Origin of the sequence: Ferrimonas aestuarii, from assembly GCF_005116665.1 — a bacterium.
GTDB classification, from domain to species: domain Bacteria; phylum Pseudomonadota; class Gammaproteobacteria; order Enterobacterales; family Shewanellaceae; genus Ferrimonas; species Ferrimonas aestuarii.
This window is the reverse complement of sequence record NZ_SWCJ01000019.1, coordinates 1-24,796: the sequence shown is the minus strand read 5'-3', so window position 1 is coordinate 24,796 and position 24,796 is coordinate 1. Positions and strand designations below refer to the sequence as shown.

General features: G+C 52.0%; 24 protein-coding genes and 1 pseudogene. 13 read left to right on the top strand and 12 right to left on the bottom strand.

Features of this window, described 5'->3' with window-relative positions; all coding sequences use genetic code 11:
• Window positions 1-115 precede the first annotated feature (115 nt).
• A complete protein-coding gene (rapA, locus tag FCL42_RS18085; RefSeq protein WP_136864840.1) occupies window positions 116-3,025 on the top strand; it encodes an RNA polymerase-associated protein RapA in 2,910 nt (969 codons plus the stop codon).
• Between the two features lie 66 nt (window positions 3,026-3,091).
• On the opposite strand, the gene FCL42_RS18080 is transcribed toward rapA, so the two are convergent.
• Entirely contained in the window at window positions 3,092-3,358 is a 267-nt protein-coding gene (locus FCL42_RS18080) for a hypothetical protein (protein ID WP_136864839.1), read from the bottom strand.
• A 180-nt stretch (window positions 3,359-3,538) separates the two neighbouring features.
• Between FCL42_RS18080 and FCL42_RS18075 the strand changes: the two genes are divergently transcribed.
• Window positions 3,539-4,114, top strand: a complete 576-nt coding sequence (locus FCL42_RS18075) for a DUF3530 family protein (RefSeq protein ID WP_169308447.1) — start codon at window positions 3,539-3,541, stop codon at window positions 4,112-4,114.
• Window positions 4,115-4,378: 264 nt separating this feature from the next.
• Window positions 4,379-5,722, top strand: coding sequence for a magnesium transporter (gene mgtE, locus FCL42_RS18070; RefSeq protein ID WP_136864837.1), 1,344 nt, complete (start codon window positions 4,379-4,381; stop codon window positions 5,720-5,722).
• Here the strand turns inward: mgtE and FCL42_RS18065 are convergent.
• Window positions 5,706-7,532, bottom strand: coding sequence for a protein kinase domain-containing protein (locus FCL42_RS18065; RefSeq protein WP_136864836.1), 1,827 nt, complete (start codon window positions 7,530-7,532; stop codon window positions 5,706-5,708). The genes mgtE and FCL42_RS18065 overlap by 17 nt on opposite strands.
• Window positions 7,533-7,696: 164 nt before the next feature.
• Between FCL42_RS18065 and FCL42_RS18060 the strand changes: the two genes are divergently transcribed.
• A complete protein-coding gene (locus FCL42_RS18060; protein WP_136864835.1) occupies window positions 7,697-8,059 on the top strand; it encodes a hypothetical protein in 363 nt (120 codons plus the stop codon).
• Between the two features lie 159 nt (window positions 8,060-8,218).
• On the top strand, window positions 8,219-8,872 hold the full coding sequence (locus FCL42_RS18055) for a thiopurine S-methyltransferase (RefSeq protein WP_136864834.1): 654 nt from the start codon (window positions 8,219-8,221) through the stop codon (window positions 8,870-8,872).
• A 26-nt stretch (window positions 8,873-8,898) separates the two neighbouring features.
• Here the strand turns inward: FCL42_RS18055 and FCL42_RS18050 are convergent, their stop codons facing one another.
• A complete protein-coding gene (locus FCL42_RS18050; RefSeq protein ID WP_136864833.1) occupies window positions 8,899-9,102 on the bottom strand; it encodes a DUF2375 family protein in 204 nt (67 codons plus the stop codon).
• A 366-nt stretch (window positions 9,103-9,468) separates the two neighbouring features.
• On the opposite strand from FCL42_RS18050, the gene FCL42_RS18045 reads away from it, so the two are divergent.
• Window positions 9,469-10,788, top strand: coding sequence for a DEAD/DEAH box helicase (locus tag FCL42_RS18045; protein ID WP_136864832.1), 1,320 nt, complete (start codon window positions 9,469-9,471; stop codon window positions 10,786-10,788).
• A gap of 59 nt (window positions 10,789-10,847) precedes the next feature.
• Here FCL42_RS18045 and FCL42_RS18040 read toward each other — a convergent pair whose 3' ends face one another.
• The 3 genes and pseudogenes from FCL42_RS18040 to FCL42_RS18030 all read right to left on the bottom strand — a co-directional run bounded on the left by FCL42_RS18040 (window position 10,848) and on the right by FCL42_RS18030 (window position 11,921).
• On the bottom strand, window positions 10,848-11,216 hold the full coding sequence (locus tag FCL42_RS18040) for a ribonuclease E inhibitor RraB (protein WP_136864831.1): 369 nt from the start codon (window positions 11,214-11,216) through the stop codon (window positions 10,848-10,850).
• Window positions 11,217-11,305: 89 nt separating this feature from the next.
• Window positions 11,306-11,527, bottom strand: a pseudogene (locus FCL42_RS18035) (RNA-binding S4 domain-containing protein); the annotation flags it as partial.
• Between the two features lie 178 nt (window positions 11,528-11,705).
• Window positions 11,706-11,921 (bottom strand): hypothetical protein, encoded by a 216-nt coding sequence (locus FCL42_RS18030; protein WP_136864829.1) that lies wholly within the window; start codon window positions 11,919-11,921, stop codon window positions 11,706-11,708.
• 367 nt (window positions 11,922-12,288) lie between these two features.
• On the opposite strand from FCL42_RS18030, the gene FCL42_RS18025 reads away from it, so the two are divergent.
• A complete protein-coding gene (locus tag FCL42_RS18025) occupies window positions 12,289-13,485 on the top strand; it encodes an EAL domain-containing response regulator (RefSeq protein WP_136864828.1) in 1,197 nt (398 codons plus the stop codon).
• A gap of 61 nt (window positions 13,486-13,546) precedes the next feature.
• Here the strand turns inward: FCL42_RS18025 and FCL42_RS18020 are convergent, their stop codons facing one another.
• The 4 genes from FCL42_RS18020 to prmA all read right to left on the bottom strand — a co-directional run bounded on the left by FCL42_RS18020 (window position 13,547) and on the right by prmA (window position 17,427).
• Window positions 13,547-14,833, bottom strand: coding sequence for a cation:proton antiporter (locus tag FCL42_RS18020; RefSeq protein ID WP_136864827.1), 1,287 nt, complete (start codon window positions 14,831-14,833; stop codon window positions 13,547-13,549).
• A gap of 223 nt (window positions 14,834-15,056) precedes the next feature.
• Complete coding sequence (gene fis, locus FCL42_RS18015; protein ID WP_028109733.1) at window positions 15,057-15,362, bottom strand: DNA-binding transcriptional regulator Fis; 306 nt, start codon at window positions 15,360-15,362, stop codon at window positions 15,057-15,059.
• A 26-nt stretch (window positions 15,363-15,388) separates the two neighbouring features.
• On the bottom strand, window positions 15,389-16,348 hold the full coding sequence (gene dusB, locus FCL42_RS18010) for a tRNA dihydrouridine synthase DusB (RefSeq protein ID WP_136864826.1): 960 nt from the start codon (window positions 16,346-16,348) through the stop codon (window positions 15,389-15,391).
• A gap of 194 nt (window positions 16,349-16,542) precedes the next feature.
• On the bottom strand, window positions 16,543-17,427 hold the full coding sequence (gene prmA / locus FCL42_RS18005) for a 50S ribosomal protein L11 methyltransferase (protein ID WP_136864825.1): 885 nt from the start codon (window positions 17,425-17,427) through the stop codon (window positions 16,543-16,545).
• Between the two features lie 272 nt (window positions 17,428-17,699).
• Between prmA and FCL42_RS18000 the strand changes: the two genes are divergently transcribed.
• The 3 genes from FCL42_RS18000 to FCL42_RS17990 are packed head-to-tail and all read left to right on the top strand — an operon-like array spanning window position 17,700 to window position 21,093.
• Window positions 17,700-18,401 carry a fumarate reductase cytochrome b subunit gene (locus tag FCL42_RS18000; protein WP_136864824.1) on the top strand — a complete coding sequence of 234 codons (702 nt, stop codon included), beginning with the start codon at window positions 17,700-17,702 and terminating at the stop codon, window positions 18,399-18,401.
• Between the two features lie 14 nt (window positions 18,402-18,415).
• On the top strand, window positions 18,416-20,365 hold the full coding sequence (locus FCL42_RS17995) for a fumarate reductase flavoprotein subunit (protein ID WP_136864823.1): 1,950 nt from the start codon (window positions 18,416-18,418) through the stop codon (window positions 20,363-20,365).
• Window positions 20,362-21,093, top strand: a complete 732-nt coding sequence (locus FCL42_RS17990) for a fumarate reductase iron-sulfur subunit (RefSeq protein ID WP_136864822.1) — start codon at window positions 20,362-20,364, stop codon at window positions 21,091-21,093. The genes FCL42_RS17995 and FCL42_RS17990 overlap by 4 nt, the downstream gene beginning before the upstream one ends.
• A 60-nt stretch (window positions 21,094-21,153) precedes the next feature.
• On the opposite strand, the gene maoP is transcribed toward FCL42_RS17990, so the two are convergent.
• Window positions 21,154-21,519, bottom strand: a complete 366-nt coding sequence (maoP, locus tag FCL42_RS17985) for a DUF413 domain-containing protein (protein WP_136864821.1) — start codon at window positions 21,517-21,519, stop codon at window positions 21,154-21,156.
• A 205-nt stretch (window positions 21,520-21,724) separates the two neighbouring features.
• On the opposite strand from maoP, the gene FCL42_RS17980 reads away from it, so the two are divergent.
• From FCL42_RS17980 to FCL42_RS17970, 3 genes are read left to right on the top strand one after another with little or no spacing between them, the layout of a single operon-like run.
• Complete coding sequence (locus tag FCL42_RS17980; RefSeq protein ID WP_136864820.1) at window positions 21,725-22,066, top strand: DUF3302 domain-containing protein; 342 nt, start codon at window positions 21,725-21,727, stop codon at window positions 22,064-22,066.
• Window positions 22,066-23,061, top strand: coding sequence for an efflux RND transporter periplasmic adaptor subunit (locus tag FCL42_RS17975; protein ID WP_136864819.1), 996 nt, complete (start codon window positions 22,066-22,068; stop codon window positions 23,059-23,061). The genes FCL42_RS17980 and FCL42_RS17975 overlap by 1 nt, the downstream gene beginning before the upstream one ends.
• 48 nt (window positions 23,062-23,109) lie before the next feature.
• Complete coding sequence (locus FCL42_RS17970) at window positions 23,110-23,388, top strand: helix-turn-helix domain-containing protein (protein WP_136864818.1); 279 nt, start codon at window positions 23,110-23,112, stop codon at window positions 23,386-23,388.
• A gap of 72 nt (window positions 23,389-23,460) precedes the next feature.
• On the opposite strand, the gene udp is transcribed toward FCL42_RS17970, so the two are convergent.
• Window positions 23,461-24,225 (bottom strand): uridine phosphorylase, encoded by a 765-nt coding sequence (gene udp, locus FCL42_RS17965; protein ID WP_136864817.1) that lies wholly within the window; start codon window positions 24,223-24,225, stop codon window positions 23,461-23,463.
• Between the last annotated feature and the right edge of the window lie 571 nt (window positions 24,226-24,796).

Here is a 24,796-nt window from a genome sequence, read left to right as displayed (position 1 = left end):
ATGGCAGATCGCTTAACCTTTATCCAGCAAAAAATCAGGGTGAATCAAGGAGTCAGTTCCGGTAATATACGCCCCCTTTTGAGCCGTCTTGCCGAATTTAGGAGTCGTTGAATCGATGTCTTTTGCTCTCGGACAACGTTGGATTAGCGATGCTGAATCTGACCTTGGATTGGGGACTGTGGTAGCCATTGAAGGCCGCATGGTGTCCGTACTTTTCCCTGCAACTGGGGATAATCGCCTCTTCGCCCGCGAAGACGCCCCGCTCACCCGAGTGATTTTCAACCAAGGAGATACCATCACCAGCCATGAAGGTTGGACCTTGGAAGTGGAATCGATTCATGAAAATGACGGTTTGGTCAGCTACGAAGGCCTACGCAGTGACACCAATGAGGTGGGCATATTGCGTGAAACCATGCTGGACCATCAGATCCGTTTTAATAAGCCGCAAGACCGTTTGTTTGCCGGTCAAATTGATCGCATGGAGTATTTCGTTACGCGCTTCCTAAGTCAGCGTCAGCGTTTTGCCATGCAGAAAAATCCCCTGCGCGCCCTGCAGGGCCCTCGTGCCGGATTGATTCCGCACCAGTTGTACATCGCGAACGAGGTGGGTAACCGCCATGCGCCGCGAGTATTGCTGGCGGACGAAGTGGGCCTAGGGAAAACCATCGAAGCCGGTCACATCATTCACCAACAGCTGTTGTCAGGCAAAGCGGAGCGCATCCTAATTCTGGTGCCGGAAACGCTGCAGCATCAGTGGTTGGTTGAGATGCTGCGCCGCTTCAATCTGCGCTTCTCTCTGTTCGATGAAGAGCGCTGCATCGAAGCCTTAGCCGATTGTGATAATCCGTTTGAGACGGAACAGTTGGTGATCTGCTCGCTGGATCTGCTGCGTAAAAAGCGCCGTTATGAGCAAGCGGTAGAAGCCCCTTGGGATCTGCTGGTGGTGGACGAAGCCCATCACTTAGAGTGGAGCGAAGATGCGCCAAGTCGTGCTTATCAGGTGGTTGAAGGACTGGCGGAAGAGATTCCTGGGGTATTGCTGCTAACGGCGACTCCGGATCAGTTGGGCCACCAGAGCCACTTTGCCCGTCTGCGTCTGCTGGACCCAGACCGTTTCTACGATTACAACGCCTTCCTCGAAGAGGAGCAGAGCTACCAACGTGTGGCTGCTGCTGCCGATGCGTTGCTGGCCGAGCGTAGCCTCAGTGGTGAGGAGCAAACGGCGCTGACTGAGCTGTTATCAGAGAGCGACATCAGCAACGAGTTGGCTCATATTCAAGCCGATGACAGCGACGCTCGCAGTGCTGCTTGTCAGGCCTTGGTGAAAGAGCTGTTGGATCGCCACGGCACCGGTCGAGTGCTGTTCCGTAATACCCGCAGCGGTGTGTCCGGTTTCTGTGGCCGAGAACTCAACACCTATCCGATGCCGATGCCGAAGCAGTACGCGACTGCCATGCGCGTAAATGCGATGCTGGGCACCAGTAAGAATCAAGATGTGAAGCTGATGAACCAGCTTTACCCAGAAAACCTCTACCAAGAGTTTGAAGGTGAGAGCGGCAACGCCAGTTGGTGGCAGTTCGACCCTCGGGTGAACTGGATGATGGAGTTCTTAAAATCCCATCGCAGTAAGAAGGTGTTGGTGATCGCCTCTAAGGCTCACACCGCACTGCAATTGGAAGAGGCGCTGCGCACCCGCGAAGGCATTCTGGCATCGGTGTTCCACGAGGGCATGTCGATTCTGGAGCGTGACAAAGCGGCGGCATTCTTTGCTCAGCAAGAGGGCGGCGCTCAGGTACTGATCTGTTCTGAGATCGGTTCTGAAGGTCGTAACTTCCAGTTTGCCCATCACCTGATCATGTTCGATCTGCCGATGAATCCGGATCTGCTGGAGCAGCGAATTGGTCGTTTGGACCGTATTGGCCAGACTCAAACCGTACAGATTCACGTACCGGTTCTGGAAGACACCGCTCAGCAGCCGCTGCTGCGCTGGTATCACGATGGCATGAACGCCTTCACCGATACCTGCCCATCGGGTCACCTGCTACACGCTGAGTTTGGCGAGCGCATTCGTACTGTGCTGGCTGGTGAAGCGGAAGAGGGTGAGCTAGACGCAATCATCGAAGAGACCGCAGCCCGCAATGCAGAGCACACCGCCAAAGCGGAAGCTGGCCGTGACAAGCTGCTGGAGATCAACTCCAATGGCGGCGCGGCTGCAGATAAGCTGGTTGCCGAGCTTGAGCAAGCCGATGACGACACCGATTTCATCAGTTTCATGCTGAAGTTGTGGGACGTAATTGGAGTGTCTCAAGAGGACAAAGGCGAGAACGCCGTGGTGCTTAAGCCAACGGAGCACATGCTGTTCCCAAGCTACCCAGGACTTTCGGAAGAGGGTGCCTCGGTGACCTTCGATCGCGGCACCGCACTGTCCCGCGAAGATTTCCAGTTCATGACACCAGCGCATCCGCTGGTCAGCTCTGGTATCGACCTCATCACCAGCGGCGATACTGGTAGCACCTCGGTCGCACTACTCAAGAATAAGGCGCTGCCTGCGGGCACCATGTTCCTTGAGATGATCTTCATCGTTGAGGCGCTGGCACCTGCGGAAGTGCAGATGGGCCGTTTCCTGCCGCCAACCACAGTACGAGTGCTGATGGATAAGACCGGTAAGGATCTGGCGCCAAACGTCACCTTCGATAGTTTCAACCGCCAGTTGATGCCGGTAAACCGTCATACTGCCAGCAAGTTGGTGAATGCCAGCCAGAGCGTGCTGCACCCATTGCTGAAGCAGGGTGATGACGTCGCCATGGCTCAGCGAGATGCCATCGTGGCACAGGCGAAAGCCGAGATGGAGCAGCAACTTGGTGGTGAGTTGGCACGCCTTCAGGCCTTAAAAGCGGTGAATCCGAACATTCGTGATTCTGAGCTGGATGCCATTCGTGAACAGATCTCCATGGTCAGCGCTCACTTAGAGCGAGCTCAATTGGAGTTGGATGCAGTACGATTTATCGTAGTGACTCCTGAGTAAGCGTAATGAAATGCAAAAATGGCGACCCTAGGGTCGCCATTTTTATGGTTCGTTGGTTGTGTGGAATCACTCGCTTTTGGAGTCCAGCACTTCCCCTTCAATGATCACCCCATCCGTTTTGTCTGTCGGTCGCATGGATTGGGTGCGGCCAGGGCGCTGATAACGCCATGCGGTATTCAGAGCCCAGAACAACAGGCTTAGAATCAAGACTAACGGCAACATCAGTAGCAGCAGCGGCACCATCAACAGCAGAAGGATCAAGCCCGATCCTGAAGGCTTGATGATGCGAAAACGGTGTTGCCAGCCGGCAATTCCGTCGCTGAATTTGTTCATAGGGCGACCTTTTGTCAGCAAACTTAGGGGGATGGCGATTCCAATTTATCGACTCGCACTATGGTTATTTTAAAGCTCCCTTTGGCTTTGACAAGCACCCTGTTTGTTTATCGACCCTTTGACAAGGGTTCAGACATTTTCTTACCCTGTCGCCGACTGTTGTTGATACCTCAAGGCGCTATGTTAATCAGATTGCTGTTACTGCTGTGTTTGTCTCCCCTTAGCTGGGCGGCAACGGTTTATCCGAGCAATGAACCGGGCACCTTAGGGGAGGTGGCTGCCATTAGCCGTGGTGTTCAGACTTACCCCACACTGACGGAACAGCTGCAGCAAAAACTGCCGGATTACGGTTGGCAGGTACTGGACTTATCGACGCTGAATGAAGAAGAGCAACAGATGCTCAACGGCGATTCGATCTGGTTTCTGCAAGGAGACAGCGTCACCCAAGTCAAAGACCTACTGGAGCAAGACCGCATTTCCATGCCCAAGGCCATCATTCTGATTGGTGGCTATCAGCGTAATGGTCAAAGCTTGGCGGAATTTATCACTCAGTTTTCCTGTCCAGTTTTGGAGGTGGTTTCCGATTGGGATCATCCACTGGCCAGAGCCGACAGATTGCTGCGTCGCCAGCAAGCAAAACGTGCCAATAAGAACAATTATCGTCAAGTAAAACATTACCTTAGCTACCAGAGTCGTTCCGGCAACGAGCAGTTGTTACAGCTAATTCATGGCTGGCTGACTCGAGAGTTACGCTAGGCTGAGAGCCATTGCGATACAGCCAAATGAAGGGGAGTTGGAATCAACCGATTTTAGTCGGTCTATTTTCTTGATGTCGTTGGGTTTTAAACCTACAATCGGCGCGCCTAATTTATTGAGTAATCTCATATGGACCCCAACCCGAGTAGTCCCAGGCGGGACGAAACGAACCTCATAACGTACACTAGATTTACCGTCGTCGAAGCCACTCAGCGATAAGCCTTTTGCCTCCATCAGCTTCGCCGACGACATTGGAGACGAAGCATGCAAAAAGCCACCCTTTTTGCGACTTTGGAGCAGGCCGTTGTTGCGGGCGATAAGCAAGCCGCACGCGCCACTTTAGAGATTGCCCACGCCGCAGACATTGCGCAAGCGATTCATGAGTTCACTGCTGAACAAGCCGTGCGATTCATGTCGTTGTTGTCCTTGCCCGATCACGCCAACCTGTTTGGTTATCTTGAACCTAATGCCCAAGCTGAGATCGCTCGGGTGATGACCCGTAATGATCTGGCAGCGCTGTTTTCTCAGATGGAAGCCGACGAACGGGCCGATCTGTTTAATCGCCTGAGCAAAGAAGATCAGCATGCCCTGCTACCCGGCTTGGCCCAGGCCGAGCGCGAAGACGTGCGCCGATTGGCCAGCTATCCGGAAGAGACTGCGGGCGCGCTAATGACCTCAGACTATGCTACGCTGCGCGGCCATTGGGAGGTGCGCAAGGCTCTGAAACGTCTGCGTCTGGAAGCGCCGGATAAAGAGACCATCTACCAAACCTATGTGATTGATGGTGATCGCCATCTGATAGGAACGGTGTCGCTGCGAGAGCTGATCTTGGCCAACCCCGATCGACTGATTGAAGACCTGATGCGTACCGAAGTGGTGAGCGCCAAGGTGGATGACGATCAGGAAGAGGTGACGAAAAAGATTCGCCACTACGATCTGTTGGCGCTGCCGGTGATGGACAGTGAACAGCGACTGGTGGGCATTGTGACCTACGATGACGCCATGGATGCCGCCGTTGAAGAGGCCACAGAGGATGCTCAGAAGAGTGCTTCGGTTGCCAAACTGGATGCGCCCATGAACCAGGTCAGCGGATGGGAGTTGTATCGTAAGCGGGTATTTTGGTTGGTATTGTTGGTATTCGGCAGCCTGTTAAGTGGTGCCGGTATCGCCTATTTTGAAGATACCATCGCCAAGTACGTGGCGCTGGTGTTCTTTATGCCTCTGCTGGTGGGCAGTGGCGGTAATGCGGGGTCTCAGTCGGCGGCCCTGATGGTTCGGGCTCTGGCCACCGGTGAGGTGGCCATGAAGGACTGGGCCAAGGTATTGGGTCGAGAATGCATGGTGGCCGGTGCCCTTGGGATCACCATGGCGGTGGCGGTGTTTGCCCTTGGGCTATTCCGTGGCGGCTTTGAGATTGCCATCGTCGTGGCCCTAGCGATGATCTCCGTAGTAGTGGCGGGCTCTTTGATTGGCCTGTGTCTGCCGTTTATCTTGAGCCGAGTAAAGCTTGACCCAGCCACCGCCTCTGGCCCTTTGGTTACCACCATTGTCGATGCCACTGGGGTACTTATCTATTTTGGATTTGCCACCTTCATCTTGGGTCTTTAGTGAGTTGTAGGCGCCGTTTCGGCGGCGTCAGATAACACTTATCTTGCCGGGCCTTAAAGGCAAAGTGACGGGTATTTTTATAGGGTAATTTCATAAAGCCAGACACCCCTAACCCGCGAATCTTCGGAATGTGTCCGACGATACGGTCGAGACATTGTTGAAAATCGGCCTCTCGGTCGGTGTTTAATAACCTCAGGTAGTTGTGCAGCTTCAAGTGCGTCTCTAGTACCTCAAAGATGATGCAGCCGGTGTGGTGAATGTCGTTGAGTTTGGCCAGTTCATCTAATATGGGTTGCGGCAGCTTCAGGGACTCATCTGGGTCGTCACCATCTTCAAAATAACTGTGCAATCGGCTTTTATTCTCCATCTCTGGAGTTGGTGCCATCTCAAAATCCAAAGGCAGCCCCAGTGGCACCTCAAAAGCGACGCTGGCGTTTTCTCGCTCTAAATGAAGCGTGCTGCGAGCATTAAAAAAGCAGGCTTTAAAAATGCCATTGTGGGGCAGAGCTTGCGCCAATTTAACCAAGTTGTTTACGGCGTGAGTGAAGGGGCCTTTCAATGTCGGATCAAATAGATTCAGGCTGGAGTCGATGGCCACCCCAAAGTTGTGCCAGTGAAGCGCCAACCCCCCAAGCACTGGAAACTCCCCGAGGCGACTGACCGCGATGACAAAGGCTTTCTCGGTGTCTCCCATGCCGATGAGATCGTCGCGATAATAGCGATCCGCTTGTCGATCCTGAAGGGCGGCGTAGGGCGTTGGCTGCTGATGTTGCTTTAGGAATGATCGTCTGGAGCTGTAGGCAACGGTATCGATGGCCATGCCGTATTGATGCACCCAGATGGGTAAGCTGGACGTCGTTGCGGGCGCTTGGGCCGTGATGGGGTGCCACGGGTGCTTGGTCAGTTCGTTGATGAAGTGCTGCCCGGCCTGATGCTGGCTTTGGACATCCTTACTGAGCATGGCATCCAAGGTGTCCGCAAGGGGTTTGGGTAAACCCAGGCTGGCGGCGGGAATCGCTTGGTGACTGAAACGACTCGGCGCGCCGCAGGCCAGTGCGTAGAGGGTGGCGGCAACTCCTTGTTCGTCAAAACGGGGCGAGGAGCGCTGCCCTTGAAGCTGCTCATCGCCAATGAAGTAGAGATCCCCCATGCGAGCGTTGCTGGCCAGAGGCTTGGCACCAACACCCAAACCGTGATTGGCGATGGGCTCGCCGCTGGCGTCCAATTGGGCAAACACCGCCGAGCCCCAATCGATCAAGGACAGCTTGTGGCAGATTGGGTCAAACACCAGATTTGAGGGTTTGATGTCGCCGTGGACTACGGGGTGGGCAAGATCGTGACGCAGGTAGCGCAGCAGCTCTGCCAGCTGCTTGGCGATGGCAACGGTCCAGTTGATCGGCAGTGGACCGCATTTTAGAGACAGCTGTGCCAAGTCTCGGCCCGGTGCTAACTCCATCACCATGATCCCTTGCAGTTTTAGCTGTTGGTAGCGGATAAGCCCCGGGATATTGCTGTGATTGAGTTTCCCCAGAATCCAAGCTTCCTCCTCTAAACGGGCTTGTAAGTGAGTTGGCAGAGTAATTCGGGAGAACTTAAACACCAGAGGGTGTCCCTGGCTGTCGATACCGGCAAACACAAACCCATACATTCCCTTGCCAATGAATCGGATTTGCCGATAGCCGACACGGTAGAGCTGCTTTTCACACAGGCGCAGCCACTGTTTGAGCTTTTGAGCATCGTCCTGCTTCAGCAGATAAACCGATTGCTCCTCAGAGATATAAAAGTGCTGTAATTCAGCGTGTTTGCCCATATTGCATCCGTGCTTTTAACCTTCTATTTGCAAATGCCTGATCAGGTCAAAACTTAATTGGCTTTTCCGCCACATTAAAGCCAAGGTTTCTTTGATCTAAATCAAGGGATTTACAGGCCGTTATGTGATGATCAGGTTAGCAGTTTAACATGGGAGTACTTCTAATGGCCGTAACCGAAGCGGTGCCTGAAGTCGCCGAACTTATCGAATTACTAAAATATCCGCGCAATAAGATGCGGGATAATATGGATGTTCGCTTTTGTCCGCATGCAGCGTTTTATAACCCTGTGGATGAGCGTTGCACCTACTGCCATCAAGGGATGGAATGTAAGTGGTTGAATCACAACGATGAGTTAGTAGCGAACGAGGCCAAACCTTTACGTGATTTTCGTCGAGAGCTGACCTTGGCCTGCGATTACGTGGAAGCTCAACTGACGCCGGCGCACCTGTCTCGCCGAGCCTGCAGTTGTGATAATTGCAAGTGGCTTGAGAAGGTTCGTAAGGTACTGGATCAAGAGTGGAGCTAAGTTGCTCTTCACGGTTTAACTTAATTTGGGCGCGTTTACCGCGCCCAATTTGATCGTTTCCCATCATGGCGGCAGCTTGGCAACTGCCACCTCGATCACAAAATGAGTGAAAAGTGCTACCATGGCGGCCATCGAAAATCATCAATGGACAGCCACTATATGGAAGCCTCTTTTTGGCATGATAAGTGGGAGCGCAATCTGATTGGGTTCCATCAACCTCAGGTTAATCCCTATCTTCAGCAGCATTGGCAGCAGATCGGCCATCACTCTGGTACCGTGTTGGTTCCCCTTTGTGGCAAGTCGTCAGACATGCTGTGGTTGGCTGGCGAAGGCCATGAGATTGTGGGGGCGGAGCTCAGTGACACTGCGCTTCAGGATTTCATTCGTGAAAATGACCTGCCGCTACAACCACAAGCCTCTAAACCTCTGCCCAGTTATGTGGGTGAGCAGTTCCGATTGTGGCAGGGGGATTTCTTTCAGCTCGATCAAGCGGCCGTAGGCCCCGTTGCTGCAGTGTACGATCGCGCGGCGCTGATCGCCTTGCCAACGGAGATGCGTCAGCAGTACTGGCGCCATCTGGCATCGCTGCTTCCTTCCGGTACCCAAGGCTTATTGATTACCTTAGATTACCCGCAATCTCAGGTGGCCGGTCCTCCATTTAGCGTTTCGGCAGCGGAAGTGGAATCACTATCGGAGGGGCTGTTTGATGTGGAACTTTTAGTGCGCCATCAGGTGCTGGAAGACAACCCTAAGTTTGTTAAAAACGGAGTGGAGTCTCTGGACGAGCTGGTATTTAAGGTTACTCGCCTTTAATGGTTGGGGCATTCATGCCCCACCTCTTAATGTTGCACCCGCTCACCGGCGTGGCTCAGTATTTTGGCGTCGCCTTGAATCACGGCAATGATCACCTTTCCCTGTTCAAACTCCCCAGGAAGGTGAACTCGAGAGCCTTTGTCTTCCTGATTGGCTTCGATGGTGGCTTGGCGCATAAATAGCGGCTGATCATAGTCATAGTAAAGTACGGTTACTTGGCTAAGCTGCATCCTAAATCCTCTCTCATCTCCATTTGAGTCGATACCACAATCCCCTGTGGTGATTACGGCTGTCAAGATGTCGACTCAGGTCAGGCAAAACTAATGCCACTAGTGAAAGCGTCACATTTATTAATTACTTAAATCAGTGGGCAATTTAAGTGGCAACTTTTTGGCGGCAATAATTGTCCTCATGACAGCGACATCCTTTAGCTTGGTTTGGTACTCGGAAGTGCTCAGGTAGAGAAACAAGGTCGATCCGCTTTCGGTCGTTAGGGGAGGGCAATTACCTCGATGCACGAATCAGATCAAATCCTGATTGGTTGCGGGATTAGTGTATACTGTGGCCTTTCAAATTTACTGTCGGAGAGACCCCTTTTGCAATTTAAAGAACTGGGCTTAGATAAGCGCTTAGTGGAACGAATGGATCATCAAGGATTCCAAGGAGCTACGGATATTCAGCAGCAAGCGATTCCCGTAGTGATTGCCGGAAAAGATCTATTGGCTTCCTCGAAAACGGGGTCCGGAAAGACCTTGGCGTATCTGTTGCCAGCAGTGCAAAGGGTGATGAGCCAAAAAGCGTTTTCTAAACGTGATCCTCGCGTGGTGGTGTTGTCGCCTACCCGTGAGCTGGCAAAACAGGTGTATGGTCAGTTGAGAAGCTTGATCTCCGGCACCAACATCAAGGGCGTGTTGATCCTTGGTGGTGAAGATTTTAATGTTCAAAGCAAAGCTTTGAACAAAGATCCGCAGTTTGTGATTGCCACCCCCGGGCGCCTAGCGGATCACCTTGAACATGGTCACTTGGAGCTGAAGGGACTAGAGGTGCTGATTCTGGATGAGGCCGATCGCATGTTGGATCTGGGCTTTGCTGAGCAGCTAACCAAAATTCATAAGGCAGCCGATCATCGCCGTCGCCAGACGCTGATGTTCTCGGCCACCTTGGACAGCGCGATGGTGAATGAGTTTGGCCAAGATCTGCTGAGCGCGCCAGCTCGGGTTCGTATCGATGCTGAGCATCAGATGCATGACAATATCAGCCACAGCTTTATGTTGTCGGATCATCTGGATCACAAGCAGGAGCAGTTGCTGAATCTGCTTGAGAACAAAGCGTTCAAACAAGCGATGTTGTTCACGGCCACTCGCGCCGATACTGAGCGCTTAGCCACACTGTTGGCGGACAAAGGCTTTACTACCTTAGCGCTGTCTGGCGATCTGAACCAAGCGGCTCGAAATCGCATCATGGAGGAGTTTGCTGCGGGCAAAGCGCAGCTGTTGATCACCACCGATGTGGCGAGTCGCGGCTTGGACATCAGTCAGGTGTCATTGGTGATTAATTTCGATCTGCCTAAGCACTCCGAGGAATACATCCACCGAGTTGGCCGAACTGGACGAGCTGGGGCAACCGGCGAAGCGATCTCCCTCGTGGGCCCTAAGGACTGGAAAGCGGCTGAAGATCTTCAAGGCTTTCTTGGTCGTAAGCTGAGCTTCGATGCCATCGAGGGAATGGAAGCTAAGTTTAAGGGCTTTAAGCCAAAAACTGCGGCTAAACCTAAGCAGAGCGCCAATAAAGTGCCAGCCAAAAAGTCCCTACGTAAGAAGCCAGCTAAGCCCGCAAAGGTGAAGAAAACCGCCTTTGTTTTGAAAGATGTGGGTGATGTTCCCTTTGGCAAGAAAAAGCCCAAAACTGACGCTTAATCTGTTGCCATTCCAGATAAAAAAACGCGCCTAATTGGCGCGTTTTTTTATAGGTATTACTATCCAGGTAGATGGTCCAAACCGTCATCGACATCGTCGTCTTCAGGCTCTAGCATGCCCCAGCCATCCAATTTACCTTTGAATTTTTTGCTCAGGGCCTGCAGGGTGGTTTCAATTTCCGTGATACTGCCATGTTCAGGCACCATCTCTTTTACCAAGCGCAGCTCCCATAATTGGTTCTGTTCGCCCTGATTCAGGAATAGGCCACTGTCTGGGTACTCTTTGGCGATGCGATCTGCAGCTAAGCGCCCCTGCTGCTCATCATTGAAAAGTACATAGAAGTCCAGCATGTAAGGCTGGGACAGGTCGATCCCTTCACCTTGCATTAGCTCTAGCAGCTCACCGGTAGGATCTTTTGGAAAACTCATAATAGACACTCGTAATGTTAAAACTGAATCGAAGGGCGAGCCTTCTTCTTCGGCGCTTTGGGTTTGTTCGGTTTTGGGCTGGCGTTGTCATCAGCGGCAGCAACGGTGACGGACTCACCGTTAAAGTCTACCTGATCACCGACAATCAGCTTGCGGCGTTTGCGAGTTTCTATTTCGCCATTTACCTCAACCAGACCTTCGGCAATCATCAGCTTGGCGTCACTGCCTGAGCCAACCCACGCTTGGGCTTTAAGCACTTTATAGAGTTCGATGTGGTCGCAACCGGCCATCAAAGGAATTTCGGCACTCATGGCGGGATTCCAAAAATTAAGATGACGCCTATTATAACGGCAAACCTAGGTAGGCTGTGATAGCTAGCAGCAAAAAGAGTGGATAAAAAAGAACAGCTCGGCGAACCGCCTACCGAGCCGGGGACAAGTGTAAACTTAATGAGGTGGGGAGCTTATGTGCTTCCCGGGCCGTTTGTTGTTAGAAGCGGCTTTCGCAGTAAGGGTCGGTTTGACAATCACGCCAGCCGTCATAGTAGAAGCGACAATCGGAAACGTTGGTGGATTGGCCCGCTTCGCAGCGATTGAGCTCAGTCAGCCACCCTTGGCAGTCACAAGGAGCGGGAATGCGAGCCTGAGCGCTTGATAGGCCGAGGGCTAACCCTAAGCCGAGTAGGGCAAATTTTACTTTGGTCATAATCAAGTCCATTTGAGTGTCAAAGTTAAGTCGTCTGGCGTCATCATTGGTGTCAGGCCAGAGTGTCCCCACCTACACTAGGTGACGCTTTGGCTAGAAACAATCAGTGATCTCCCCGTTGCTCTGCCAGCCAGTGGTGGTGTTGGTCATCAGCGATCCGTTAATAGCGGTTTGATGCCTGAGCTTTTCAAAAAGCGCTGCTAAGACGGTATTTTTGGGCTCAGTCATTGCCGTTCAAGCCTTGATTCTATCGAGTGAAGTTCGTTTTTGATTGATGGGACAAATTACGTAATTGTGGGCAATGACTCTCTGGATACAGTGACTACCCTTATTGCCACTGTGTTGTATTGCTAGGGAGTGGCAAACAATGAAGGGCAAACGAGTTGCCGTTGTGATTGATGACTCTGTGGCTATTTTGATGGCCATGGAGCTGTTGCTGCCTGAGCTTGGCTTTCATCAAGTGATGAGTTTTTCAAAGCCTCGGCAAGCACTGGAGTATTTGAAGCAGGCTTCTGAATCACCTGAAATTGTCTTTACGGATCTGAACATGCCGGATTTTGATGGTATGGATGTGATTCGAGAGTTGGGGCAGATGGGGTATCGAGGGGGCGTATGCTTGGTTTCAGAGATGGAACAACGCGTTTTAGAGTTGGCGGCGGAGTTGGCGAGAAAACACAAGGTTTGCTTTATCGGCAACATCAGTAAGCCGATAACCAGTGAAAAGCTGCGTCATGCCATTGTGCGTTTGCAGCAGCTGGAAGAGCGCAATTTCACTCACTTTAAGCCGATGTCGCGAAAAGCGCTTGAGCAAGCCTTGTCTGAACATCGAATCTTCCCCTATTACCAGCCAAAGGTCTCCGCTCAGCATTCCAAGGTGAGCTCTATTGAGGTGTTGGCTCGTATCTCAGAGCCGGGTAAAACCGATACCATTTTGCCTGGGCACTTCATACCTACGGCGATCAATAGCAATTTGATCAATCAACTGACGAAACAGTTACTGACTCGCGCGTTGGAAGATCTTCCTGTGCTGTGCAGTCAATTTGGCTCTGATTTAAAGCTCAGTGTAAACCTGTCGCCGAGTCAGCTTACCAATGTGCACTACGTCAGGGAGATAGAAGCATTGCTGGCCAGCTTTGGCGTTAAGACTGAGCAAGTGGTGATTGAGATAACTGAAGAGTTTGCCCTGAAAAGTTGCGAGCAGTTGGAGGCACTGAATCGACTTCGCATTCATGGCTTTGGTGTCTCTATGGATGATTTTGGCACCGGTTACACCAACTTGCATCAGTTAAGAGCGCTTCCGTTTACCGAGGTGAAAATAGACCGCAGTTTGATAAATAACATCAGCCAAGACTCGTTTAGTCAGGTGGTGGTGCGTTCGCTGGCAACCATCGCCGAGTCATTAGATATCATCTTAGTGGCAGAGGGCATCGAAGAGATGTCGGATCTGGATTACCTAGAACGGCATTACCCCGATATGTTGATGCAAGGGTTTTTACTGTGTAAGCCCAAACCCTGTGACGCTCTGATGCGCTGGCATCAGAGCTGGCAAAAAGTGGCGTCCTGATTACCATTGAACCACAGAACGACAACAAGCCACCTTCGGGTGGCTTGTTCGTTACTGGGGGCTATTCAGGGCTTTGTTCCGGTTCCAGTCGGTTGGCTTTATTAAGAAGCGGGGTAATGGTTGAGCCTTGAACCAAGATGGAAAATACCACGACCGAATAGGTCATCACTAAGATGATCTCTTTGACGTCTATGCCCTTGCTGGCGACCACCATGACACCGGAAGGTATAGACATCGCCATGGCCAGCGCCAGCCCGCCTCGCAGTCCGCCCCATGTCAGAACCTTCACCGACATCGGGTTGTAGTGACGAAAGCGATTAAAGCCGAGATAGCAGAGTTTCACGCTCAGGTAGCGGGCAGCTAATACCACGGGGATGGCAACCACCATTAGCACCCAGTCCTCTTGATGGAAAGAGAACGTCAGCATGACCAAACCGATAAGCAGGAATAGCACGCTGTTTAGGAACTCATCCACCAACTCCCAGAAATTATCCAGGTGGTCTTTGGTTTCCGGTGACATGCCGGTGTGCCGGGTCCAGTTACCTATCAAGATGCCCGATACCACCATCGCCAGTGGGCCAGAGACGCCCAAGGCACTGGCCAACACGTAGCCGCCAGTAGGTATGCCCAAAGTGAGTAGCAGTTCCATGGAGTGATCGTCGGTGGCACTGATGAGACCGTGAAACAATAGTCCCATGGCCAGACCGTAGATGATGCCGCCAATGGCTTCATGGAGAAACAGGGAGCTGATGCCGATGAAGGTGGGCTCAGCTCCGGTAAAAGCGATGGCGAATAGAGTGACAAACAGCACCAAGCCGAAACCGTCGTTAAACAGGGATTCACCTTCAATTTGAATGCTGATCTGTTCGGGAGCCTTCATCTTTTTAACGATGGCGAGCACCGCTATGGGGTCGGTGGGTGAGATAAGAGAGCCAAACAATAGGCAGTAGATCAGCGCAAAGTCGATGCCGATAAGCTGGAAGAACAGCCACAGCGCAATGCCGATAATGGCCGTGGAAACTAAGGTGCCCAGCAGCGCCAGCGTGGCAATTTCCCACTTTTGCGCCCTAAGGTTTGGCAGTTTAATGCCAAGACCACCGGCGAAGAGAAGAAAGCCAAGCATGCCATTGAGTAGGAAGGTTTCAAAATTGATGCGCTCGATGGCATCGGCGGCACGTTCACTGAGAGAGAACCACTGCGCTTTACCGGCGATAATCATCAACAGTGATAGCATCAGCGCGCCAGCGGTAATGGCGATGGTCATCTGCATTCGACCAATTTTACTGTTGATAAACGCGATCAACATGGCCACCGCGGCCAAAGTACAGAGTGTGGCATACACCGTCATTGCAAACTCTCCTTGTCGGTCACTTGAGTGACGTCACTTCCAATTGTGAGGGCCGAGATTGTAACGAATTCGCCAGTGGTTGCAGTCAATTAGGCAAAGACAATAGGTTTGCAAATGTAAACCTAAGCGGACGGAAAATGGGGTAGGTATAGGGGGAAATACGAAAAAAGCCTTTGAACAAGGTGCTCAAAGGCTTTTGAAAAATCACTTTAGAGCAGAGCTCTTAGTTCATGCCGTACTTCTTCAGCTTCTTACGTAGGGTACCGCGGTTGATGCCCATGATGTTAGCTGCGCGGGTTTGGTTGCCGCGAGTGTACTGCATGATGATGTCCAGCAGAGGCTGCTCCACTTCGCACAATACCATCTCATACACTTCAGAAGCTTCCTGACCGTCTAATTGCGCAAAGTAGTTGCTTACGGCGCGCTTTACGGAATCACGTAACAGCTGAGGCTTAACGGTGCCGTTAGGGGTCTCGATTTGGCCTACTGTTAGTTGGGCTTCTGGATGGGAGTTCTGCTGATCAAACATACTGCCTTGCTCTTCAAATAAATTTGTTAAACCTGGTCAAAAAAACGCGTCAGCGCTTCGACCTGTTGTCCTGCACTTTCTAAGCGATTGAAATCGCGACGTACGGCATCCTGCTGCTGGTGCGTCAGATACCAACCTACGTGTTTTCTGGCGATGCGAAGACCACGCTCGTCGCCATAAAAACGGTGCAGGGTGTTCAAATGCTCCAACATAATGCTCCGTATTTCTTCCTGACTCGGAGCGGCCATGTGGGTGCCGGTACGTAGAAAGTGGTCAACTTCTCGAAACAGCCAAGGGCGCCCTTGAGCAGCACGACCAATCATGATCGCATCGGCTCCAGTGGCGTCCAAAACTTGACGCGCTTTCTCCGGACTGTCGATATCGCCATTGGCGATTACAGGTATCGACACCGCTTGCTTAATGGCAGCAATGGTGTCGTATTCGGCATTGCCTTTGTACATGCATTGTCGCGTGCGACCGTGCACAGCAAGTGCCGTAATACCGTGTTGCTCGGCAATGCGAGCGATATCAACGCCATTTCGATGCTCTGGATCCCAACCGGTGCGGATCTTCAGAGTGACAGGAATGTCGACGGCTTCCACCACGGCATCCAAAATCCGTTTCACTCTATCCGGTTCCCGCATCAGCGCGGATCCAGCCAACTTCTTATTCACTTTTTTTGCTGGGCAGCCCATGTTGATATCGATGATCTGAGCACCACGCTCCGCATTAAAGCGGGCGGCCTCAGCCATCAATTCAGGATCTGCGCCAGCAATCTGTACTGAACGAATACCATCTTCACCGCTGTGGTCCATACGAGCCCGAGACTTATCGGTATCCCAAACCTTAGGATTGGAAGACAACATCTCTGACACCGCAAGACCGGCGCCTAAACGCAGGCACAGGGTGCGGAAGGGAAGATCAGTAACGCCTGCCATAGGCGCCACGATCAGCTGGTTATCCAGTTGATAGGGTCCAATGTGCATGATTAATAATCTCCTCGTCGTTCACGAGGGAGCGCATATTACTCTTTTTTGTTGGTGGTGGGAAGGTTAATAAATGACCGAGATGCAATTTTTTTGCTTGACATCAGCCATTAACCTCCAATGAATTCAGGCGAGTCAAGGTGAGTGAGTACTCACCTTTCCCTCAAGCCATTATTTTGCTGAAAATTTGACCGTTATCGCTTAACGCCTGTGATCCGGCACCAATCTTCCATCGTGGCAGTGTCGTCTAGATCAAACCATTGGCTGTAGATTTCGCGCAGCTCCTCATTTTGTTCCAGCAGCAGACCAGACAGAGCCAGTTTACCACCGGGTTTTACTAAGGAGGCGATAACCGGGGCCAGTTCGCGTAGAGGTCCAGCCAGAATGTTGGCAATCAGTACATCCGCTTGAACGTCGGTAGGCTGATCCTTTGGTAGGAACAGTTCGAAACGGCTCTCTTCGATGCCATTGCGACCGGCGTTGTCGCGGCTGGCGGTCAGGGCTTGTGGGTCGATGTCAATGCCCACACAGTGTTTGGCGCCTAGCTTTAAAGCTGCCACCGCCAAGATGCCGGAGCCACATCCAAAATCAACTACTTGGCTTTCGCTCATGTCGAGGCTGTCTAGCCATTCGAGGCACAAGGCGGTTGTTGGGTGGGTGCCGGTGCCGAATGCCAAACCTGGATCCAGAAGGACGTTCACCGCTTCCGGCTCAGGAGCTTCGTGCCAGCTTGGGCAGATCCACAAGCGCTTACCAAACTGCATCGGCTTGAAGTTATCCATCCACTCGCGTTCCCAGTCTTTGTCTTCCAGAGCTTCCACCTTATGGGTGAAGCCAGGGCCAAGTTCGGGCTGAGCTTCCAGTAGGTTAACGATCAACTTCATGTCGGTGATGGCGTCATACAGGCCTATCACGTCGGTGTCGCCCCAAAGACGAGTTTCCCCCGGCAGTGGTTCGAAAACCGGGGTGTCCTGAGCGTCGACAAAGGTAACGGAAACCGCACCGGTTTCGGTGAGGTGATCGCCAATGGTTTCGGCCTGCTCGCCGGTGGTGTTAATGCGGATTTGAATCCAAGGCATAGTGTGCTCGGTAATAGTGAAGCTTAAGGAATAGCGATTATTGTAAGCGACTCCGCATTAAGCTGCACCTGCGGCGGATACAATTGGTTAATTTACTTAACCCATTGATTGGAATTCGTTTGGGGTTCGAGAGTTTTGTGATTGATCTCTCAGGTGGTGAATTTTGCAGGTTGATCTTGATCAATAGTTGCGGTTTTGCCCCTTAACGATTTTAACTTTCAACCTTATGTTTACAAACCTCCTCTACCCCTACAATAACTATAGGTTCCACTATGTCCACGAAAGGTGTAAGCGGCTGCCGAGCAGCTCGATTAGACCGCTGGCAAGGGCTGTCAGGCATGGCGCTGGCGGCATTTTTGTTCTGTCATCTCCATTTTGAGTCCAGCATCCTGTTTGGCAAAGACGCCTTCTATGCCGTTGTTCGTTTCCTTGAAGCGGGTTTTCTTGACCCAACTGGGCACGGTTATCCCGGGCTAACTGTGTTGGTGGCATTGACGCTGTTTGCGTTGTTGCTGATCCACGCCATCACCGCCATCCGTCGTTTCCCACAACAACATAAACAGTGGCAAGCGCTGCGCAATCAGGCGGTGCGTTACCCGCATCTGGATACGCGCTTGTGGCTGGTGCAGCTAATCACCGGCTTTGCACTGTTCTTCCTTGTACCCGTGCATCTGCTGGGCATTTTGTTTGATCCGACGGCCATTGGCCCGAATCAATCTGCGTATCGCATCGTTGAGCAAGGCTTTGGCTGGCTCTACCTGCTGTTGCTGCCCGCTGTGGTATTGCACGCCGTGATTGGGGTGTATCGCGTTTGCATGAAGTGGTTTGGCGATAAGTTCAATCGCGAATCGACTCAGAAAGTGGCCCTAGGTGTTGGTGTTTGGTTACTGATCATCGGTGCAACTAGCTTGGTGGCGTGGTTGGTGATCGGCAACTCACTGACGCTGCCTATGACGCCATACAGCCCCAACTAAAGGAAACCATAATAATGAAAACAATCTATACCGACGCCTTGGTGATTGGTGGTGGGCTGGCTGGCTTGCGGGTTGCCATTGCCTGTAAAGAACGTGGCTTAGACACCCTAATTTTATCGTTAATTCCAGCCAAACGTTCTCACTCGGCTGCAGCCCAAGGTGGCATGCAGGCCAGCTTGGGAAACAGCATTAAAGGCATGGGTGACAACGAAGACGTTCACTTTCAAGATACCGTGAAGGGCTCCGACTGGGGCTGCGATCAGAAAGTGGCGCGCATGTTTGCCCATGTGGCACCTAAAGCGGTACGTCAGGCCAGTGCCTGGGGCGTGCCATGGAGCCGAGTCAAGCAAGGGGATCGCAAGGCGATCGTCAATGCTGAAACTGTCACCATTACCGAGTCCAAAGAAGCGCACGGCCTGATCACCGCCCGTGACTTTGGCGGCACCAAGAAGTGGCGCACCTGCTACACCGCCGATGGCACTGGCCACTCCATGCTGTATGCCATGGATAACAAAGCCATCAGTTTGGGCATTCCGGTTCATGAACGCAAAGAAGCCATTGCCCTCATTGAAGATGGCGAACGCTGTCATGGCGCGGTGGTTCGAGATCTGGTGACTGGCGAGCTGGTCGCCTATTTGTCTCGCACTACCACCATTGCGACCGGCGGTTATGGCCGACTGTGGTCGGTGTCTACCAACGCCATTATCTGCGAAGGCACTGGCCAGGGCATCGCTCTGGAAACCGGTAAAGTAGCGCTGGGTAACCCAGAAGCGATTCAATTCCACCCAACGGCGATTGTGCCTGTGGGCATTTTGACGACTGAAGGCTGTCGTGGTGATGGCGGTTTGCTGCGTGATAAAGATGGCCACCGCTTTATGCCGGATTATGAGCCAGAGAAGAAAGAGCTGGCTTCTCGCGACGTGGTGTCGCGCCGCATGACGGAACACATGCGCAAAGGCAAAGGGGTGGATAGCCCTTATGGTCCGCATCTGTGGCTGGACATCACCCTGCTTGGTCGTGAACACATCGAAAAGAACCTGCGTGAAGTGCAGGAGATCTGTCAGTACTTCCTCGGTATCGACCCCGCCGAAGAGTGGATTCCAGTGCGCCCGACTCAGCACTACTCCATGGGCGGTGTTCGCACCAACGAGCAAGGCGAAGCCCCGAACCTCAAAGGCTTGTTCTCGGTGGGCGAAGCCGCCTGTTGGGACATGCACGGCTTTAACCGCCTCGGCGGTAACTCACTGGCAGAAACCGTGGTGGCGGGCATGATCGTTGGTGAGTACGTCGCCGATGCCTGTGAGCAATACCCGATGGGAGAAGTGACACTGGCCAAAGCCAAAATTGGTGAGCAGTGCGATGACATTGACGCCATGCTCAGTCGCAGTGAGGGCGAGAGTGCCTTTGAACTGCGAGAGCAGATGGAAGCGATCATGATGGATAAGGTGGGGATTTTCCGCACCGGTGATGAACTGGCACTGGCAGTCTCTGAGCTACGTGAACTCAATCAGCGAGCGCAGAACATCAAGGTGTCCAACCAGAAACGTCACGCTAACCCAGAGTTGGTGGCGGCGATTCGCATTAAGAAGATGCTCAAAGTGGCTCTGTCGGTGGCGGTTGCGGCTGAAGCCCGCACTGAAAGCCGCGGCGCTCATTCCCGTGAAGATTATCCACAGCGTAATGATCGCGATTGGCTTAAGCGTTCGCTGGCATTTTGGCGCAATGATGACATCGAGCTTGAGTACGAACAGCTCGACGTTAACGAGATGGAACTGCCTCCTGGCTACCGAGGCTATGGTGAGGACAATGCCATCGCTCATCCTGACACCGAGGCTCGCTTGGCCCAGGTGGAGCAAACCAATGCGCAGTTCGAAAACCGTTTTGAGCGTCAGCAGCAGTTGATGAGCTATGAACTGCCAGCCAATCTACAGCCTAAAAACCAGCGTCTTGGAGAAGAGTCATGAGTCGCCAGTTAACCTTCCGCATTTTTCGTTATGACCCACAGGTGCCGGAGAAAAAACCTTTTGTTCAGGAGTACCAGTTGGAAGAAGCGCCGGGAATGACGGTGTTCATTGCGCTAAACCTATTGCGTGAAAAGCAAGATCCAAGTCTGCAGTTCGATTTTGTCTGTCGGGCCGGCATCTGTGGCAGCTGCGCCATGGTGATCGATGGCGTTCCAACTCTGGCTTGCCGAACTCTGACTAAGAACTTCGAATCCGGTGTCATCACCTTGATGCCTCTGCCTGGCTTTGAACTGATTGGCGATCTGTCGGTGAACACCGGTAAGTTCATGCGCGAACTGTCGGAGCGAGTACAGGCTTGGTTGATCCCAAGTGGCGAAGCCAAAGACATGCACAGCATCGAAGCCAAGATGGAGCCGGAGCTGGCGGATGAGATCTACGAGTCTGAACGCTGCATTGAGTGCGGCTGCTGCGTAGCCGCGTGTGCCACCGCTCAGATGCGGGAAACCTTCGTAGGAGCCGTTGGGTTTAACAAAGTCGCCCGTTTTGCCAAAGACGATCGCGATGCCCGTGATATCGAAGATTTCTACCACATTATCGGCAATGAAGATGGCGCCTTTGGCTGCATGACGCTACTTGGCTGTCAGGACACCTGTCCGAAGGATCTTAACCACCAAGGTCAGATCGCCTACTTGCGCCGTCAGCTTGCTCGAGGCCAGCGCATCATCTGATGCCTTGCTAACGTCAGTAACAGAAAAGCCAGCATCAGCTGGCTTTTTCTTTATGCAAACTCAGTCAAGTTCGATGAGGTCGTCGCTGTCTGCGGGGGCTTCATCCTCGTCATCTTTGCTGGTGCTGGCGCATTTGGAGCTCATGGTAAACAGCTTGCGGCGTTGGCTTTTGGCGATGTACTTGGTCCAGGCATGTTCGACCTTTGACTCCGCCGGGCGTTGACCTTTGGCCATGGCCACAAACAGCGTTTCGGCGTCACTGCAGGGCTGGGCACTGCCTTCGGCAAGGGCTTTAAGGCGGCGGCCGTACTGCTCTAAAATACTAACTTCACTGATGCTGAAGTGCCCTGAGCGAGCGAAGCCGCGGGGAAAATGCGTATCATCGAAGAAACGCGGGCTAGGCTGAAATCCTTCAATTGTGTTCATAACATTCTCTCTGATCTAATCAATGTTGCGCTGCCCACTTTTTAGCTGAGGCAGTTATACAGTTTTATGGACGTTCCAAGACAGATTTATTAAACCGTCTCGGAAATTTTGGCAAGGCTATTTAGCTCAGGTCTTGCACCTGCACAAGTGCGATGACACCCGTTTGTGATATGGTTAAAAAACCATAGGCCTGCAAGGAGTGCAGATGTTTCTAGATTATGTGGCGTTAGGCCTGCTTTGCTTCGTCGGTTTAGTGCTGTTTTACGGCATTATCGCCATCCACGATATCCCCTATGAAATCGCCAAAAAGCGCGACCATCCCCACCAAGACGCCATCCATGTCACCGGCTGGGTAAGCCTATTTACCCTGCATGCCTTGTGGCCATTTCTTTGGATCTGGGCCACCCTGTATCGCCCGGATCGTGGCTGGGGAATGCAAAAGCAAAAGCTGGAACAGGTTGAACGAGACGAGCACGCCTTAGAGCAGCGTGTCGCAGAACTCGAGCGACAGCTGGCACAACTTAAGAATCAGGGAGGAGAGCACTAATGGATCTGCTGCTTATTCTGACTTACACCGCCCTGTGCGTGGCCATCTTTAAGATCTTTAAGATTCCCCTCACCAAGTGGACGGTTCCTACTGCGGTGCTTGGCGGTGTGGTGATCATCGGTGCGCTAATGTTGCTGATGAACTACAACCATCCGTTTACGCCATTGGCGCGTCAGGTATTTATCACTACGCCAATTGTTCCATCGGTAAAAGGTACCGTGACCGAAGTGCTGGCAACGCCCAACCAGATGATGAAAAAGGGCGATGTGTTGTTCCGTATTGATGACACTCGCTATCGTCAGTCGGTGGATGAGAAGCAGGCGTTGGTGGCAACCGCGACTGCGGAGCGAGTTCGAACCCAAGGGGATTTTGAGCGATACAAGGCCGGTTACGCCAAAGGTGGCGCTTTTACTAAAGCAGATCTGGATACCAAGGAGCAGCTCTACTTAGCGGCCGAGGCAAATCTTAAAGCTGCCAAAGCGGATCTTCAGCAGGCGGAGTACGACTTGTCGGAAACCGTGGTGCGAGCGCCAACCGATGGTTACGTATCTCAGTTAGCGCTGCGTCCTGGGATGATGGCGGTTCCTCTGCCACTGCGTCCCGTGATGGTGTTCATCAATCGTAAAGACTCCATGTTTGTGGGTGCCTTTAACCAGAAATCGCTACTGCGCATTCGCGGCGGCTTTGATGCCGAAGTGATGATGGAAGCGATCCCTGGCCGAGTATTTAAGGCTCGCGTTAGAGAGGTCACTCCCAACATTGGTGAGGGTCAAGTACAGGCGCAAGGTGCACTCTATACCACGGCGCAGTTTAATCAGCGGGGCCGAGCTTTCGTTACTGTGGAGCTACTCGAAGACATTAGCGAGTACCAATTACCCGACGGTGCCAATGCAGAGATTGCCGTTTACTCCGATAGCTTCACCCACGTTTCGGTTATTCGAAAAATCTTGCTGAGAATGAAGAGCTGGCAAAACTATCTGTTTTTTGAGCATTAAATCTTGTTAGGCTGTATTTGAATACGCCAAAGCATAAAAGGACACACTATGTTGAATCCGACGTTCAGTCGACGTTTGTTGTTGCTCCATGCCATTGAGCATCATGAAAAAGCCAGTGTGCCTGAATTGATGAAATCCTTGGGATGGCCGCGGCGAACCTTGCAAGACATCATCAAAGCACTTCCTGGGTTAGGAGTTGATTTGGAGTTTGTGGAAGATGGGGTGCGTCATAATGATGGCCATTACCGAGTAACCAATTGGGGCCCAATCGACAAACAGTGGGTTGCAGAGCATAAGGCCAGTCTTGAAGCGGCCGTACAGGGTTAACCGTTCAAGATAAGATCACCAATAAAAAACGCCGGCGATTGCCGGCGTTTTTATATCGCAGGGAAAATGCGATTAGCTTTCAGCAACCATACGGCGCGCCGCTTCAACTACGATGGATACCGCAGAAGTCTCGGTGGCTTTCATGGTGGCTTCGTCAGGGATCTCTTGCTGGGTACGGTTAACAATAACGCCAGCAACACAACCTGCGTACAGCTTCTGGCTGGCACACTGGGTCAGCAGAGTTGCAGATTCCATCTCATAGTTCAGAACGCCCATCTCCTGCCACTCTTTCATAGAGCCCTGGAAGCGGCGGGTTACGCGACCAGATACGGTGTCGTAACGCTCCTGACCTGGGTAGAAGGTATCGGAAGAAGCGGTTACACCAACGTGAGGCTGGTGACCCAGATCGTTTGCTGCGTTAACCAATGCAGTGGTACAGGCGAAGTCAGCAACAGCAGGGAACTCCAGAGGGGCGAAGTGCTGGCTAGCGCCGTCCAGACGAACTGAGCCGCTGGTAACAATCACGTCGCCTACATTCACGTAGTCTTGAATTGCACCAGTAGTGCCGACACGCAGGAAGGTATTCACACCCAGCTGTGCCAACTCTTCTACTGCGATAGAAGTAGAAGGACCACCGATACCGGTAGAGCAGATGACAACTGGCTTACCATCTAGAAAGCCCAAGTAACTGGTAAATTCACGAGTGCTGGCCAGCGGGGTTGGGTTATCCATTAACTCAGCAATACGCTTAACACGCTCTGGGTCGCCAGGAACGATTGCAACATTAGCGCCTTGCAGCATCTCTTTATCTAAACCAAGGTGAAAAACAGAACTCATGGCTTCTTCCTTTAATCATTTACGAATATGGTTACTACATAGTGAGGTAATTGGTTTTCGTAATAAAACCACGTTTCGTTACCAAAGATGTAGAGGTATGTATCATAAATAGCCGATTTTTGACTCTTCGCCTGTGATCTAAGCACGAATTACGTAATCTTTCCTACCTTTGGTCAAAAAAAAGACGCTTGGGCATTATTTTGAAATAATCTCTTGCGCTGAGAAATTACCTCCCTATAATGCGCTTCCTGTCGGCGGGGCACAGCGGTTTCCAAAACGGACGTTGAGCAAAACATCGACACTCGGAAAATCCTTTACTTAAGTCTCTACTTTTTAAGAAAAAGTAAACTCAAAAAAAGGGTTGACGGGAAACGAGGAAAGCGTAGAATGCGCAGCCTCAGCAACGGGAGCCACGGTTCAAGTTGCAACGCTCTTTAAAAATGTAATCAGACAATCTGTGTGGGCACTCGCGCAGGATTGATATCTCATATATCAATGTTGCACTGAGTGACTATAACAAGTTAATTCAGTAATTCATTGAGTCGGAATTTTCGGATTCCAAAAAACTTTT